We start from the raw sequence: 14,982 nt of genomic DNA, 5'->3' as shown, positions 1-14,982 counted from the left end.
GACGCGGCGGACAACGGGAAAGGGGCCGTGTATCCTCATTTGCGTCCTGTCGTGCCCCGCGCACGCCCCGTGTTTTTGTTGGAGAGCGCCATACATGGATTGGCTGCAGGTCGTCGTGCTGTCGGTGGTCCAGGGCCTGACCGAATTCCTGCCCATTTCGAGTTCCGCCCACTTGATCCTGGTGCCGGTGCTCACCGAGTGGGAAGATCAGGGGCTGACCTTCGACGTGGCGGTTCATCTTGGCAGCCTGATTGCCGTGATCCTCTATTTTCGGCACGACCTGCGGCGCATGGCGGCCAGCTGGACCCTGTCGCTGCGCAATCGTTCGCTGCATCAGGGGGGCGATGATCCCGATGCCCGCCTGGCCTGGTGGGTACTGCTGGCCACGATTCCGGTGTGCGTCATCGGCTTCGCCTTGCATGAAACCATTAGCGTGAGCCTGCGTTCGCCGGTCCTGATCGGCTTTTCCCTGATCGGCTTTGGCCTGGTGCTTGGGTATGCTGACTGGCACAAGCGCGAGGGGCGAAGCGAGTACCAACTTACCCTGCGTGATGCACTATTCATTGGCCTGGCCCAGGCACTGGCGCTGATTCCGGGGACTTCGCGCTCCGGTATCACCATTACCGCAGCACTGCTGCTGGGAATGAGCCGTGAAGGCGCAGCGCGCTTCTCCTTCCTGCTGTCGATCCCGGTCACTGCCCTGGCTTCGGGCCTGGAAATTCATGGTGTGCTGCAAGCGCCTCAGGAGATCGACTGGCAGGCGATGGCCGTTGGCGTGGTGCTATCGGGGGTGAGTGCCTACCTCTGCATCCACTACTTCATCGCTTTCATCAAGCGGATCGGCATGCAGCCCTTCGTTGTCTATCGTATCGTTCTTGGGTTATGGCTGCTTTGGATCTTCTGGTGATCACGCTGGCATGCAATATTCGTTCAAGGAGTCCTGATATCATGATCGCTGTCCCACGCCCGGTAGTGGCTGTCGTACTGAGCCTGGGAATTCTGCTGGCCGGCTGCTCAGAGAGCGACCGCCCGCTGGATTCACCGGTGCGCTTCGAAGGTGCCATCTTCGGCTCCTACTATCAGGTCACCATTGCCGACAGCCTGACCCAGGGCCAGGCACAAGAACTCGAGGAAGGTGTGCTCGATGCACTCGAGTCGGTGGATGCGGCGATGTCGATCTACCGTGAGGACTCTGAGCTGATGGCCTTCAACCAGTCGCCGGTGGGAGAATGGCAGCCGCTCTCCAATGAGCTGATCGAGGTGCTGGCGATAAGCCGGTCGGTTGCCGAGGCCAGTAACGGGGCCTTCGACGTGACCATTGGTGGGCTGGTGAACCTGTGGAGCTTCGGCTCGGAGGCTCGGCCAAGGGAAGTGCCCGACGAGGAGACCTTGCAGACGCGGCTTGCCGAGGTCGGCCCCGACAGCATCGAAGTGGATGAGAATGCCATGCAGGCGCGGCGGCTGCGCGATGTGTTCGTCGATCTTGGTGGCGTTGCCAAGGGGCACGCCACCGACCGTGTCGCCGCCTTCCTGGATGGCCAGGGCATCGAGCATCATCTGGTCAACCTGGGCGGCGACCTTATCGCACGCGGTTACCGTGATACCGAAAGCGAGCCCTGGCGCATCGGCATCGAGGCACCGCTCGACGATCGGCAGGAAGCCACGCAGGTCATCCCCGTGCATGACGTCTCGGTGGCGACTTCCGGCGATTACCGCAACTATTTCGAAGCCGAGGGGCAGCGTTATTCGCATACCATCGACCCGCGCACCGGCCGTCCCATCGAGCATCGTGTCGCTTCGGTGACGGTGGCACATCCCTCCAATGCCTGGGCCGATGCCTGGGCCACGGCAATGCTGGTGATGGGAGAGGAGGAGAGCCTGGCACTGGCCCGTGAGCAGGGCCTCAAGGTCCTGCTGCTGGTACGTGAGGATGAAGGCTGGAGTAGCCTGGCGAGCCCGGCCTTCGCGGATCACTTCGGTGGGGAACTGATAGAAGAGATGGGCCTGGAGGTGCGTTGAGCCTCGCCAGTGCATGGCCCATGTAAAGTTAGCGGGCGTGCCGCACGGCCCCCGAATGAACTGGAGCCAATCGAATGGACAAGGAGTCTTCGATGACCCTGGATGTGGTGATCCTTGCTGCCGGGCAGGGGACGCGGATGCGCTCGACCCTGCCCAAGGTGCTGCATCGCCTGGCCGGCAAGCCGATGGTGGGCCATGTGCTAGATACCGCCCGCAAGCTCGAGGCGGAGCGACTGCACGTGGTGGTCGGGCACGGCGCCGAGCGGGTACGTGAGGCGCTGGCCGACTTTCCCGTGCGCTTCGCCCTGCAGGCCGAACAGAAGGGCACCGGGCATGCCGTGGCCCAGGCGCTGGAGGGTCTGGGAAACGGCAAGGTGCTGGTGCTGTATGGCGACGTGCCGCTGATACGACGCGAGACACTCGCCAAGCTGCTGGACCAAGTCAGTGAGTCACGCATGGGCCTGCTCACCGTGGTCTTGGACGATCCGACCGGCTATGGACGCATCCTGCGCAACGCCGAGGGCCAGGCTGTTGCCATCGTCGAGCAGAAGGATGCCAGTGAGCGGGAGTTGGAAATCCGCGAGTGCAATACCGGCATCATGGCCATGACCGCAGCCCAGCTTAAGCGCTGGCTGCCGCGGCTCTCTGCCGACAATGCCCAGGGCGAGTATTACCTGACTGACGTCATCGCCATGGCGGCTGCCGAAGGGATCACCATTGCCACCGCCCAGCCCGGCGACGCGATGGAGGTGGAAGGGGTCAACAACCGGCTGCAGATGGCCCGCCTGGAGCGTGCGTATCAGTCGCGAATCGCCGAAGAGCTCATGCTTCAGGGGGTGGCGCTGATCGACCCGGCACGCATCGACGTGCGCGGCAGCCTCACCTGTGGGCACGACGTGGAGATCGATGTCGGCTGCGTGTTCGAAGGCGAGGTGGAGCTGGGTGAAGGGGTGCGCATCGGACCCCACTGCGTGATACGCGATAGCCATATCGGTGCCGAGACCGTCATCGAGCCCCACAGCGTGATTGAGGGCGCCGTAGCGGCCGGTCACAACCGCATCGGGCCCTTTGCCCGGCTGCGCCCCGGAACACGCCTGGCAGTTGGCGCCAAGGTGGGCAACTTCGTCGAGACCAAGAATGCCGAGGTGGGCGAGGGCAGCAAGATCAACCATCTGAGCTATGTGGGCGATGCGCGACTGGGTCGTGGCGTCAACGTCGGCGCCGGCACCATCACCTGCAATTACGATGGCGCCAACAAGCACCGTACCGAGATCGGTGACGACGCCTTCATCGGCTCCAATACGGCCCTGGTGGCGCCGGTCAGCGTGGGGCGTAGCGCTACGGTGGGGGCCGGTTCGACCATCAGCAAGGACGTGCCCGACAATGCCCTGGCCGTTTCCCGTGGGCGCCAGATCGGCAAGGCCGATTGGGTGCGCCCGACCAAGAAGACCCGAGACTGATAATCGCGCGAGGAATCGTCATGTGTGGAATCGTGGGCGCCGTTGCCCAGCGCAATGTGGAAGGTATCCTGCTCGAGGGCCTCAGGCGGCTGGAGTATCGCGGCTACGATTCGGCCGGCATGGCCGTCATATCGCCTTCCGGCGAACTGCAGCGTCGCCGGGCGCTGGGCAAGGTGGCTGCGCTCGAGGCCATGCTCGATGAGTCTGCCCTGCCCGGGCGCTGCGGGATTGCCCATACGCGCTGGGCCACTCATGGTAAACCGAGTGAAGATAATGCCCACCCCCATCAGTCGGGAAGCCGGCTGGCGCTGGTACACAACGGCATCATCGAGAATCATGAGCCGCTGCGCCGCGAGCTGGAAGCCGACGGCTATGTCTTTTCATCACAGACCGATACCGAAGTGGTGGCACACCTGCTGGAAAGCGAGTACCGCCAGGGCGGCGGCCTGCTGGCCGCCGTACAGCGAGTGCTCGCTCGCCTGGAAGGTGCCTATGCCCTGGCCGTGGTACATGCTGACGAGCCCGATGTCGTGGTGGGTGCGCGCAAGGGCAGCCCGCTGGTGGTGGGGGTGGGAATCGATGAAGCCTTCCTCGGCTCCGACCCGCTGGCGCTGCTGCAGGTCACCGACCGTTTCATCTATCTGCAGGAGGGTGACGTGGTCCGGCTCTCCGATGGTGGCCGGATCGAGATCCACGATGCTCAGGGGCAAGCCGCGCAGCGTGAGACGCATACCTTCGAACATGGCGACGGCGCCGCCAGCAAGGGCGAATACCGTCACTACATGTTGAAGGAGATTTTCGAGCAGCCTGCGGTGATTGCGGCTGCGCTGGAAGGGCGCCTGGGCGAGCGCGCGGTACCGGTCGAGTGCTTCGGTCCCGATGCCGAGGTGCTGTTCGAGCGGGTCAAGCAGGTGCATATCGTCGCCTGCGGCACCAGCTATCATGCCGGTCTGGTGGCGCGCTACTGGCTGGAGCGCTATGCCGGCATCCCCGTACAGGTGGAAGTCGCCTCGGAGTACCGCTACCGTACGGTGGTGGTGCCGGACGACACCCTGTTCGTCACGTTGTCGCAGTCCGGCGAGACGGCCGACACCCTGGCGGCGCTGCGTTTCGCCCGCGAACGGGGCTATCTCGGCAGCTTGGCCATCTGCAATGTGCCGGGAAGCTCCCTGGTACGGGAGTCCGACCTCTCCCTGATGACCCAAGCCGGCCCCGAGATCGGCGTGGCCTCGACCAAGGCCTTCACTACCCAGCTCACCGCCCTGATGCTGCTCACGCTGGCGCTTGGGCGGGTCAAGGGGCTGGCGGCCGAGACCCAGGCAGAGCTGGTGGCCGGGCTGCGTTCGTTGCCGCAGCTGGTGGACCAGGTGCTGAAACTGGATGACGCCATCGAGTGGCTATCGACCGCTTTTGCCGAGAAGCATCATGCCCTTTTCCTCGGCCGTGGGGCGCACTTCCCCATCGCGCTGGAGGGTGCCTTGAAGCTCAAGGAGATCTCCTATATCCACGCCGAGGCCTATCCCGCCGGCGAACTCAAGCATGGACCATTGGCGCTGGTCGACAGCGAGATGCCGGTCATTTCCGTCGCTCCCAACGATGAACTGCTCGATAAGCTCAAGTCCAACCTGCAGGAGGTGCGTGCTCGTGGCGGCGAGCTCTTCGTCTTCGCCGATGAGCAGGTCGGTATCGAGGAGGAAGACGGCGTCAGGGTGTTGCTGTTACCCCACGTGCACGACGCTCTGGCGCCGATCCTTTATACCGTACCGCTGCAGCTGTTGAGTTATCACGTGGCGGTACTCAAGGGCACTGACGTCGATCAGCCGCGTAATCTGGCCAAGTCGGTAACGGTGGAGTAGCGACAGCCGGTGGAGCGCTCAGCGCTCCACCCAGCCGCGGCGGATCAGCGGGGCGAACAGCAGGCGGTAGAGCCGCATGGCCACGTGGTGGTAGAAGGGCAGGATCAACCAGCTACGGCTGGCGCCGACCAGCGTGGCCATGGCCGCGGCCAGCAGCAGGGCGCCAAGCATGTCCTGGGGGAAATGCACGCCGAGAAAGACTCTGGCCCAGGCCACAGGCAGCGCGAGCAGCAGCAAGTAGCGTCCGATGCGACGGGTTCCGGCATGCAGCAGCAGGCTAAAGGCCATGGTCAGCATGATCGTGGCATGATTGCTGGGAAACGCCGGGGTGGGGGCATGCTCCAGAAAGGTCTGGCCGACCGGTATCATGAAAGGGCGCGGCGTTGGCCATAGCCATCCCATCATCCAGCTTGCCGCCAGGGCCAACATGGTGGCGATGAATGCTTCAAGCAGCGGGCGCTTCAGGCGCTCGCTTCCGCGCAGCCAGCCAATCACCAGTAGAGCCGGCACCAGCCAGATCAGGTAGACGGCAAGGATTTCCGCCATCAACAGCATTCGAGGGTCGCTGTCAGGTGCTGCATTGAGCTGGGCGAAAAGGGCAAGATTGAGGCTCGTTTCCATGGGTGCAGCACGCCCTGTGGCGCGTCTTCCTTGTTTCGTTGGGGAGAACGCAATGCTGCCATTGACCAGGCAGGGTTTCCGATGAATTTTGTTACATTAAGATGACAGGCTTGTCTGGAGTGTATCTGGGTTTGCCCATGTGGGCCAATCCCGAGTGGTGTGGCTCACTTTACCCCCCGTACGGTAGTCAGCAGGGCTTGTTGGCCGACTATGCCCGGGTCTTTTCCGCGGTGGAGGGAAACACGACCTTCTATAGCGGTGCGCCCAAGCCCGAGACGGTGGCCGGCTGGGCGCGCCTTGCGCCGCCTGATTTCCGGTTCTGTTTCAAGCTTCCGGCCAGCTTGACCCATGAGTTACGGCTTGAGGGAATCGAAGCGGCCTTCGATGCCTTCGTCGAATCGCTCGCGCCGCTGCATGATCGACTGGGCCCTCTCATGGTTCAGCTGCCACGGGATTTCGGCTATGCCGAACTGCCCCGCCTCGAGGCGCTGCTGGCGCGCTGGCCTGTCGGATTGCCATGTGGCGTGGAGGTGCGCCATCCCGAGTTTTTCCACAAGGGGATGGCCGAAGTTGCCTTGAACCGCCTGTTGATAACTCACGGCGCCAACCGCATCCTCCTCGATGTACGCCCGCTGTTCTCGACCTCTTCGGTAGGCAGCCCGGCCCTGGCACATGCCCAGCGTGAAAAGCCGAAATGTCCGTTACACGTGCTTTCCACGGGCGACCAGCCGCTGGTTCGCTTCATTGGCCATCTTGATGAAGTGATCAATCGTCATTACTTCCAGCCCTGGATCCCTCAGCTCAGACTGTGGATAAAACAGGGGAAAACCCCTTTTTTGTTTGTGCATACCGCGGACAACCGACAAGCCCCTCAGCTTGCCCGGAAGCTCTACCAGGCGCTTGCCGACGACAGCGACCTGCCGGCTCTTGCAGCGTTCCCGGGCGAGTGCCAAGTATCGCTTTTCTAAGGTCGGGCATCTTTACGCTGTGGCCTCCCAGTTCGTAGGAGATATGTTTCAGCTTGGTGTTGTTGCTGGCCATCGAGCCTATGATCGGATAGATTTCCCGGCATTCAGGTCAAGATCCATGCAAACTGCTGCATTTTTGACTTGAGCCAGCTCAACAATCGGATACACAACAACAGGTGATGCATGTCTAAACTCGTCCACGCGCAGTGGTCATCGAAGATGACCTTCGTGCTTGCGGCCGCCGGTTCGGCCGTGGGGCTAGGCAACATCTGGCGTTTCTCCTATATGGTGGGAGACAACGGTGGTGCCGCCTTCGTACTTGTCTACCTCGCCTGCGTGGCGCTGGTAGGCCTTCCCGTGCTGGTCGCCGAGTGGTTAATCGGTCGTCGCGGACAGAAAAACCCCATCAATGCCATGGCGGAACTTGCCGCCAATAATTCCCAGCCAAAAGCCTGGGCCCTGGTAGGCGCTAGCGGGGTGCTGGCTGCGTTTCTGATCCTTTCCTTCTATAGCGTGATTGGTGGCTGGTCGCTCTCCTACACCCTGAACTCCGTCACCGGCACCTTCACCGGGCAAGATGCCGATGGCGTGGGCGCCATCTTCGAGGGTCTGCTGGGCAGCCCTGGCCTGCTGCTGCTGTGGCATACGGCTTTCATGGCACTGGTGGTGTGGATCGTGGCCCGTGGCGTGACCAAGGGGTTGGAGGGTGCGGTACGCACCTTGATGCCGGCGCTGGTGGTGCTGATGGTGGTGCTGGTGGGCTACGGCATGACCACCGGTCACTTCGGCGAGGCGCTGGCCTTCATGTTCCGTCCCGACTGGGGTGCGCTCTCCGGCGATGTGGTGCTGGCCGCCATGGGGCAGGCCTTCTTCACCCTGTCGCTGGGCATGGGCATCATGATGGCCTACGGCTCCTATCTGGGCGAAGACGTCAATCTGCTCGGCACCGCGCGGACGGTGATCATCCTGGATACCGGCATTGCACTGCTGGCCGGTCTGGCGATCTTCCCCATCGTCTTCGCCAACGGGCTGAGCGCCGGTGAGGGCCCGGGGTTGATCTTCGTTACCCTGCCGCTGGCTTTCGGCAACATTACCGGTGGCATGCTGCTGGGGCTGATGTTCTTCCTGCTATTGACCTTCGCCGCCCTGACCTCGGCCATCTCGCTGCTCGAGCCGGTGGTGGAGTTCGTCGAGGAGCGCACTCCGCTGACGCGGGGCATGGCCACCCTGGCGAGTGCGGCGGCGGTGTGGCTGCTGGGTATTGCGGCGCTGATGTCGTTCAACGTCTGGCCCCAACCCGTGATGCTGGGCCTCAACGTGTTCGACCTGCTGGATACCTTCACCAGCAAGATATTGCTGCCACTGACCGGCCTGGGGGCCATCGTTTTCGTGGCCTGGTGCCTGGATCGACAGAGCGTGGCTGCCGAGCTGAATGTCTCGGGTACCAGCGAGCAGCTCTGGCTCGCGGTGGCTCGCTACGTGGCCCCGCTGGGCGTGATATTGGTCTTCCTCAACACGCTGCTGGGTTGAGGTCCCGACAAGCCTCGCCCTGCGGGGCTTGTGTTCTTCTGAGCCGGCCGCGTCGCGGCCGGCTCAGTGTTTTTCGTCGTCGAGCAGGTCGGCGATGTTGCGTTCCAGCTCCTTGAACTCCTGGTGTAGCTCGATGCCGCGACGTGCGCGCAGGTTACGCTGGGCAGCACTTCGCGAGCGCTTCTCGTGCTCGGCGACGTTAATGCCCATGAAGATGTCGAGAAGTTCGTTCTTGACCGAAGTGACGCGTTCGACCTTGCTCATGATCGACTCTCCCTTCTTCTCTTCGTTTCGTTACCGGGCCCTCGCCCGGCAAATCACATCCGGTTTCAATGTGTCGTTGTTCAGGCCGCATGGCGACGCTGAATTTTTACTATACCCTACTTGACAGAAATATGACGATGTGGGCTATTCCACGGTGACGGGGAAACTCCCCCAAACCGAACGGGATCAGGCATACTGAGTACCAGCGTTCCTCAACCAAGGAGTCCAGCGTGAGCCGCGCCCTGTTCGATGAAATGAGACGCCGCATGGAGCATTTCCGCCGCTCCGAGCAGAAAGTGGCGCGCTTCGTGCTGCGTAATCCCGAGGAAGTCATCCACATGCGTATCGTTGACCTGGCTACCGAGGCCAAGGTCAGCGAACCGACCGTAGTGCGGTTCTGTCGTGCCCTGGGTTGCAACGGCTTCCAGGACTTCAAGCTCAAGCTGGCTCAGATGCTGGCCTCGGGCAGCCAGTTCGCTCAGTTCTCGATGAACGACGACGACTCCGTCGCCGAGTTTTCCCAGAGTATCTTCGACTCCACCGTGGGGACCCTGCTCTCGGTGCGCGACCGCCTCGACAATGACGCCTTGAGCCGGGCGATCCAGGCCCTGGCCATGGCCAATCGGGTCGAGTTCTACGGCTTCGGCGCCTCCGGTGCGGTGGCCTTCGACGCCCAGCACAAGTTCTTCCGCCTGCAGATCTCTACCGCGGCCTACGCCGACCCTCACATGCAGAACATGTCGGCGGTGACCCTCAAGGAGGGCGACGTGGTGGTGGCGATCTCCCAGACCGGCCGCACCCGCGCCCTGGTGGCCAGCGTGCGCCTGGCCCGCGAAGCCGGCGCCACGGTGATCGGCCTGTGCCCCAGCGGTTCGCCGCTCGCCGAGGAGGTGTCCCTGCCGCTCTACATCGACGTGCATGAGGACACCGAGATCTATACGCCGATGAGCTCGCGCATCGCCCATCTGGTGCTGATCGACGTACTCGCCGTGGGTGTGGCCAAGACCCGCGGACCGAAGCTCGCCGAACAGCTCAAGGCGGTCAAGAAGAGCCTGACGCCATTGAGGTTTCCCGAACAGGAAGGCAAACCCTGAGGAAAGGCTGATTTATTGCTGCGCTCGGGCCCTTGTGAAGACAGCTGGCCGCCGCTCATGTCGAGGCGGGCGGATATGCTAAGCTAGGCGCTCATTTTTTCCAGCGGCAGACCCCTTCCATGGATGACGTCACGGCGATTCTCGACCAGTTGAACCCGGCCCAGCGCGAGGCGGTGAGCGGCCCCCAGGGCAACATGCTGGTGCTGGCCGGAGCCGGCTCCGGCAAGACCCGGGTACTGGTACATCGCATCGCCTGGCTGATGCAGGCCGAGGGGCTCTCGCCTTATGCCGTGCTCGCCGTGACCTTTACCAACAAGGCGGCACGCGAGATGCGCACACGCCTGGAGGCACTGCTCGGGCTGTCGCTGCGCAACGTCTGGGTCGGCACCTTCCACTCCATTGCCCACCGCCTGCTGCGTACCCACTGGCAGGATGCGCGGCTGCCGCAGCACTTCCAGATCATCGACTCCGACGACCAGTTGCGTCTGGTCAAGCGCCTGCTCAAGGATCACCAGGTCGACGACGAGCGTTACCCGCCGCGCCAGGTGCAGTACTTCATTTCCGGCTGCAAGGAAGAGGGGCTGCGCCCGCACCAGGTCGACGTCCAGGGCGATGCCTACATGGCCCAGATGGTCGAACTCTACGAGCGCTACCAGCTCACCTGTGAGCGCGGCGGGCTGGTCGACTTCGGCGAGCTGCTGCTCAGGAGCCTCGAGCTGCTGCGCGACAACCCGGCGCTGCTGGCCCACTATCAGGAGCGCTTCGCTCACGTGCTGGTCGACGAGTTTCAGGACACCAACACCCTGCAATACGCCTGGCTCAAGCTGCTTACCGGCATGAAGACCCCGATGACCGTGGTGGGTGACGACGACCAGTCGATCTACGGCTGGCGCGGGGCGCGGATCGAGAACATCCGCCGCTTCGAACAGGAATTTCCGTCCACCCATACGGTACGGCTGGAGCAGAACTACCGCTCCACCAGCGCCATTCTCGATGCCGCCAACGCCTTGATCAGCCACAATGCCGAGCGCATGGGCAAGGAGCTGTGGACGGCCGGCGCCCGCGGCGAGCCGATTTCGGTCTACGCCGGCTTCAATGACCTCGACGAGGCGCGCTTCATCGTCGACACCATCAAGGAGAAGGTCGATGAGGGCTACCGTCGCTGCGACGTGGCCATCCTCTACCGCTCCAACGCCCAGTCGCGGGTGCTCGAGGAGACCCTGATCCGCCAAGGCATGCCCTATCGCATCTACGGAGGACATCGCTTCTACGAGCGCCTGGAGATCAAGAACGCCCTGGCCTATCTGCGCCTGTTGCTCAACCGCGACGACGACGCTTCGCTGGAGCGCATCATCAACGTGCCGCCGCGGGGCATCGGTACCCGTACCGTGGAGCAAGTGCGCGAGCGGGCGCGTGTGGCCGGCGTCTCGCTGTGGCAGGCGCTTCACGACGGCCTGGTGGATGGCTCGCTGAAGGGCCGTGCCGGTACGGCGCTGCAGGCGTTCGCCGACCTCGTCGAAGGGCTCGATAACGACACCGCCGGCCTGTCGCTGCACGAGATCATCGATCACGTGAACGAGCGCTCCGGCCTGGTCGAGCATCATCGCAACGAGAAGGGCGAGAAGGGTCAAGCCCGGGTCGAGAACCTGGAAGAGCTGATCAACGCCGCCCGCGCCTTTACCCAGGGCGAATCCTTCGATCCGCCCGAGGCTGGCGAGGGCGCCGTGGCGCTGGAGGCTTTCCTGGCCGAGGCGGCGCTCAACGCCGGCGAGCACGAGGCCGACGAGTTCGAGGACAGCGTGCAGTTGATGACGCTGCACTCGGCCAAGGGGCTGGAATTCCCGGTGGTGTTCATCGCCGGGGTCGAGGAGGGGTTGTTTCCGCACAAGATGTCGATGGAGGAGCCCGGCCGACTCGAGGAGGAGCGTCGGCTCTGCTATGTCGGCCTGACCCGCGCCATGCGCAAGCTCTACCTCACTCACTCGGAGATTCGCCGCCTGCACGGCAAGGAGACCTTCCAGCGGCCGTCGCGTTTTCTACGCGAAATTCCCGCCGAATACCTCGAGGAGGTGAGGCTGCGCGGGCAGATCTCGCGCCCGGTGACGGCCACGCGTCCGGCCGTGGGACTGTCGCGTCAGCCCTCGGTCGACGGCGGCGAAGACCTGCCCAGCTTGAGCCTCGGCCAGCGGGTGCATCATCCCGTCTTCGGCGAGGGGGTGATTCTCAATGCCGAGGGAGAGGGCGCTCGCGCGCGGGTACAGGTCAGCTTCGAAGGCGAGGGTGACAAGTGGCTGGTGCTTGGGTTCGCCAAGCTCACCCCTCTCTGACCCTACGTTGACGTCTACGTCAAAAGGCGTGCTTGCTGGCTAAATTACCATTCCGCATACTCTCTGGCGGACACATCGCATAGTGACAATCTGCGACACAGAATAACCACCTGGAGTCATGCCAGCCATGCAACGCCGTAAATTCCTCAAGACCGTCGGCATCGGTGCCGCCGGCGTCGCCGCCGCGCCTTTCGTTTCCACTGCCAAGGCGCAGGACACCATCACCTGGGACATGGTCACTTCCTGGCCGACCAATTTCCCGGCTCTGGGTACCGGGGCCAACGACTTCGCCCAGCGCATCGAACAGCTCTCCAACGGTCGCATGCGCGTTCGTGTGCATGGCGCGGGCGAGCTGGTACCCGCCATGGAAGTCTTCGATGCCGTGGCCGCCGGCACCGCCGAGATGGGGCACTCAGCCGCCTACTACTGGCGCGGCAAGGTGGCCGCCTCGCAGTTCTTCACTGCCGTGCCTTTCGGCATGAACACCACCGAAAAGAACGCCTGGCTGTATCATGGCGGTGGCCAGGAGCTGTGGGACGAGGTCTACGCCAAGCACAACCTCAAGCCGTTTGCCGTGGGCAACACCGGTGCCCAGATGGCTGGCTGGTTCAAGAAGGAGATCAACTCCCTGGCCGACATGCAGGGCATTCGCCTGCGCCTGCCGGGCCTGGCCGGCGAAGCGATGAACGGCATCGGGGTGACCACCGTCAACATGCCGGGTGGCGAGATCTTCACCTCCATGCAGACCGGTGTGCTCGACGCCGCCGACTGGGTTGGCCCCTACAACGACATGGCCTTCGGCCTGTACCAGGTGGCCGACTACTACTACACCTCGGTGTGGAACGAGCCGACTGCCGTGCTTGAAGGCACCGTCAACCTGGACGCCTGGAACGCCCTGCCGGACGACCTCAAGGATGTGGTGCGCGAAGCCGCCAAGGCTTCCAACCTGGCCATGATCAGCGAATTCGCCTACCGCAACGCCCAGGCGCTGGAAACCCTGGTGGATGAGCATGGCGTGCAGCTGCGTGAATTCCCTCAGGACGTCATGGAGGCCCTCTTCGAATCGTCCAAGCAGGTCATCCAGGAGCAAGTCGACCGCGACCCGGAATCGGCCAAGGTCTACGAGTCCTACCTGGCGTTCCAGAAGCTGGTTCGCCCGTTCAGCGACATCGGCGAGTATGCGTACCTGAAGGGACGCGATAACGTCGGCGCCTGATTGGCTTGGGCCAAGAGTGCAACAGGGGCGCCGTATGGCGCCCCTGTTGCTTGCAGGGGATTTGCACCTCAGCTCGTCTGGCGCACTGCGCGGATGCGCCCCTTGTCGTCGAGGGCCACCATCACGAAGCGAGCCTCGGTGACCTTGTGCAGTTCACTGGATTCGCGCTCGTGAGGTTGGCGAATCCATACCTCGACGTCGATCTTGACCGAGCTGTGGCCGATTTCGCGTACGGCCGTGAAGATGTTGACCATCGAGCCGACGCGTACCGGAGACAGGAAGTCCATGGTCTCGATGGCGACCGTCGCCGTGCGGCCGTGCGCCTCGCGGCCTGCTGCCAGCTCGGCGGCCTGGTCCATGTGACGTACCAGCCAGCCACCGGGGATGTCGCCGTACAGGTTGGTATCCTGGCGGTTGGCCAATAGCTTCAGGGTAAGTTGACCCTGGGGGGAGGGAACATCGTCGAGGTCAGTCATGAAATTCCGTAAGCTCGGCTTGTTGTTGTGAGTGGTGATATTGCATTGCAGCGCCTGCTGGGGCCATCTTATACATCAAGGCTGGCCCTCACCAGCGCTGCGACAAGCTGTCACTCGAGAGTTTAGCTTCAGCCACTTCAAAGGGGCCGCATGATCACTTGGGGTAATTCACCTGGCTGGCATCGGCTAAGGCAGGCGTGCCTTGGCGTGATTCTGGTGCTGCTGGCAGCGTCGGCCCGCTCGGAGATGCCGGCCGGAACCTTGGGTATCGTGGGTTCGGACACCATGGCCGGGCTGATGCTGCGCTGGGGGGAGCAGCTGAGCGACCGCCATCCCGGCATCCGCCTGCAGCTTCAGGCCAGCGGCTCCGCCAGCGCAGTGCCGGCACTGACGGCTGGCACCACGCGGCTCGGGCCGATGTCCAGACCCATGAGTGAAGCGGAACGCAGGGCCTTTCAGGAGCGCCATGGCTATGCGGTGGTGGAGGTCGAAGTGGCGCGGGATGCCCTGGCTGTCATCGTCCATCGCCACCTTGAGCTGGCGACACTGAGCCTGGAAGCGCTGGATGCGATCTTCTCCACCACCCGACACTGCGGCGCGAGCCAGGCCATTACCCGCTGGGATCAATTGGGGGTAGCGAGCCGGGTCGGTCGTATCGAGCTGCACGGGCGCAACCCCGCCTCCGGTAGCCATGGGCTGTTCCTTCAACGCGCCCTGTGCGCAGGGGAATACAGTCCACGTCTCAATGAGCACCCCGGCTCGGCTGCCGTGGTGGCTGCGGTGACGGAGAACCGCGCGGCGATCGGCTATGCGGGCCTCAATCATCTGACTCCCGGGGTGAAGGCGATCGCCCTCAAGGACGAGTACGGGCAGCGGCACGAGCCCGATGCCGAGCAGGTTCGTGGCGGTGACTACCCGCTGAGCCGCTCGCTGTTCGTCTACGTCAACCTGCCCCCGGGCAAAGCGATTACCGGGCCGGAGGGCGCCCTGCTCGACCTGATCCTTTCGCCCGAGGGGCAGCGTACGGTGGCGGGACAGGGCTTCATTACCCTGGCGGATGAGGTGCTTGCCGCTCAGCGACAGCGCCTTGGTCTCGACGTGGCAGCGCCGTGATGCTGTCATCCAACTGTCATCAAGGTGTTCTACGCTTC

At 63.4% G+C, this 14,982-nt stretch carries 13 protein-coding genes; 10 read left to right on the top strand and 3 right to left on the bottom strand.

Features of this window, described 5'->3' with window-relative positions:
* Positions 1-94 precede the first annotated feature (94 nt).
* The 4 genes from H1D44_RS02840 (at position 95) to glmS (ending at position 5,335) form a co-directional block, all read left to right on the top strand.
* A complete protein-coding gene (locus H1D44_RS02840) occupies positions 95-907 on the top strand; it encodes an undecaprenyl-diphosphate phosphatase (RefSeq protein ID WP_181513337.1) in 813 nt (270 codons plus the stop codon).
* A 41-nt stretch (positions 908-948) separates the two neighbouring features.
* Entirely contained in the window at positions 949-2,019 is a 1,071-nt protein-coding gene (locus H1D44_RS02835; protein ID WP_181513336.1) for an FAD:protein FMN transferase, read from the top strand.
* Between the two features lie 92 nt (positions 2,020-2,111).
* Complete coding sequence (gene glmU / locus H1D44_RS02830) at positions 2,112-3,479, top strand: bifunctional UDP-N-acetylglucosamine diphosphorylase/glucosamine-1-phosphate N-acetyltransferase GlmU (protein WP_181513524.1); 1,368 nt, start codon at positions 2,112-2,114, stop codon at positions 3,477-3,479.
* Positions 3,480-3,499: 20 nt separating this feature from the next.
* Entirely contained in the window at positions 3,500-5,335 is a 1,836-nt protein-coding gene (glmS, locus tag H1D44_RS02825) for a glutamine--fructose-6-phosphate transaminase (isomerizing) (protein WP_181513335.1), read from the top strand.
* Between the two features lie 18 nt (positions 5,336-5,353).
* On the opposite strand, the gene H1D44_RS02820 is transcribed toward glmS, so the two are convergent.
* A complete protein-coding gene (locus H1D44_RS02820) occupies positions 5,354-5,956 on the bottom strand; it encodes a phosphatase PAP2 family protein (protein WP_181513334.1) in 603 nt (200 codons plus the stop codon).
* A 101-nt stretch (positions 5,957-6,057) separates the two neighbouring features.
* Between H1D44_RS02820 and H1D44_RS02815 the strand changes: the two genes are divergently transcribed.
* Positions 6,058-6,924, top strand: a complete 867-nt coding sequence (locus tag H1D44_RS02815) for a DUF72 domain-containing protein (RefSeq protein ID WP_181513333.1) — start codon at positions 6,058-6,060, stop codon at positions 6,922-6,924.
* Positions 6,925-7,107: 183 nt separating this feature from the next.
* Positions 7,108-8,454 (top strand): sodium-dependent transporter, encoded by a 1,347-nt coding sequence (locus H1D44_RS02810; protein ID WP_181513332.1) that lies wholly within the window; start codon positions 7,108-7,110, stop codon positions 8,452-8,454.
* 63 nt (positions 8,455-8,517) lie between these two features.
* Here the strand turns inward: H1D44_RS02810 and H1D44_RS02805 are convergent, their stop codons facing one another.
* A complete protein-coding gene (locus tag H1D44_RS02805; protein WP_181513331.1) occupies positions 8,518-8,718 on the bottom strand; it encodes a PA3496 family putative envelope integrity protein in 201 nt (66 codons plus the stop codon).
* A 230-nt stretch (positions 8,719-8,948) separates the two neighbouring features.
* On the opposite strand from H1D44_RS02805, the gene hexR reads away from it, so the two are divergent.
* From hexR to H1D44_RS02790, 3 genes are all read left to right on the top strand, one after another.
* A complete protein-coding gene (gene hexR / locus H1D44_RS02800) occupies positions 8,949-9,812 on the top strand; it encodes a transcriptional regulator HexR (protein WP_181513330.1) in 864 nt (287 codons plus the stop codon).
* Positions 9,813-9,931: 119 nt separating this feature from the next.
* The gene (gene uvrD / locus H1D44_RS02795; RefSeq protein ID WP_181513329.1) at positions 9,932-12,139 is read left to right on the top strand and encodes a DNA helicase II; all 2,208 of its coding nucleotides are present in this window, start codon (positions 9,932-9,934) and stop codon (positions 12,137-12,139) included.
* A 127-nt stretch (positions 12,140-12,266) separates the two neighbouring features.
* Positions 12,267-13,355, top strand: coding sequence for a TRAP transporter substrate-binding protein (locus tag H1D44_RS02790; protein WP_181513328.1), 1,089 nt, complete (start codon positions 12,267-12,269; stop codon positions 13,353-13,355).
* 68 nt (positions 13,356-13,423) lie between these two features.
* On the opposite strand, the gene H1D44_RS02785 is transcribed toward H1D44_RS02790, so the two are convergent.
* Positions 13,424-13,831, bottom strand: coding sequence for an acyl-CoA thioesterase (locus H1D44_RS02785; protein ID WP_181513327.1), 408 nt, complete (start codon positions 13,829-13,831; stop codon positions 13,424-13,426).
* A gap of 150 nt (positions 13,832-13,981) precedes the next feature.
* Here H1D44_RS02785 and H1D44_RS02780 point away from each other — a divergent pair, with 150 nt between their 5' ends.
* Positions 13,982-14,944 (top strand): PstS family phosphate ABC transporter substrate-binding protein, encoded by a 963-nt coding sequence (locus H1D44_RS02780; RefSeq protein ID WP_181513326.1) that lies wholly within the window; start codon positions 13,982-13,984, stop codon positions 14,942-14,944.
* Positions 14,945-14,982 lie beyond the last annotated feature (38 nt).

Source organism: Billgrantia kenyensis (assembly GCF_013697085.1).
In the GTDB taxonomy this organism is placed as follows: Bacteria; Pseudomonadota; Gammaproteobacteria; order Pseudomonadales; family Halomonadaceae; genus Halomonas; species Halomonas kenyensis.
The sequence above is the reverse complement of the archived record's forward strand: the minus strand, read 5'-3'. Positions and strand labels throughout refer to the sequence as shown.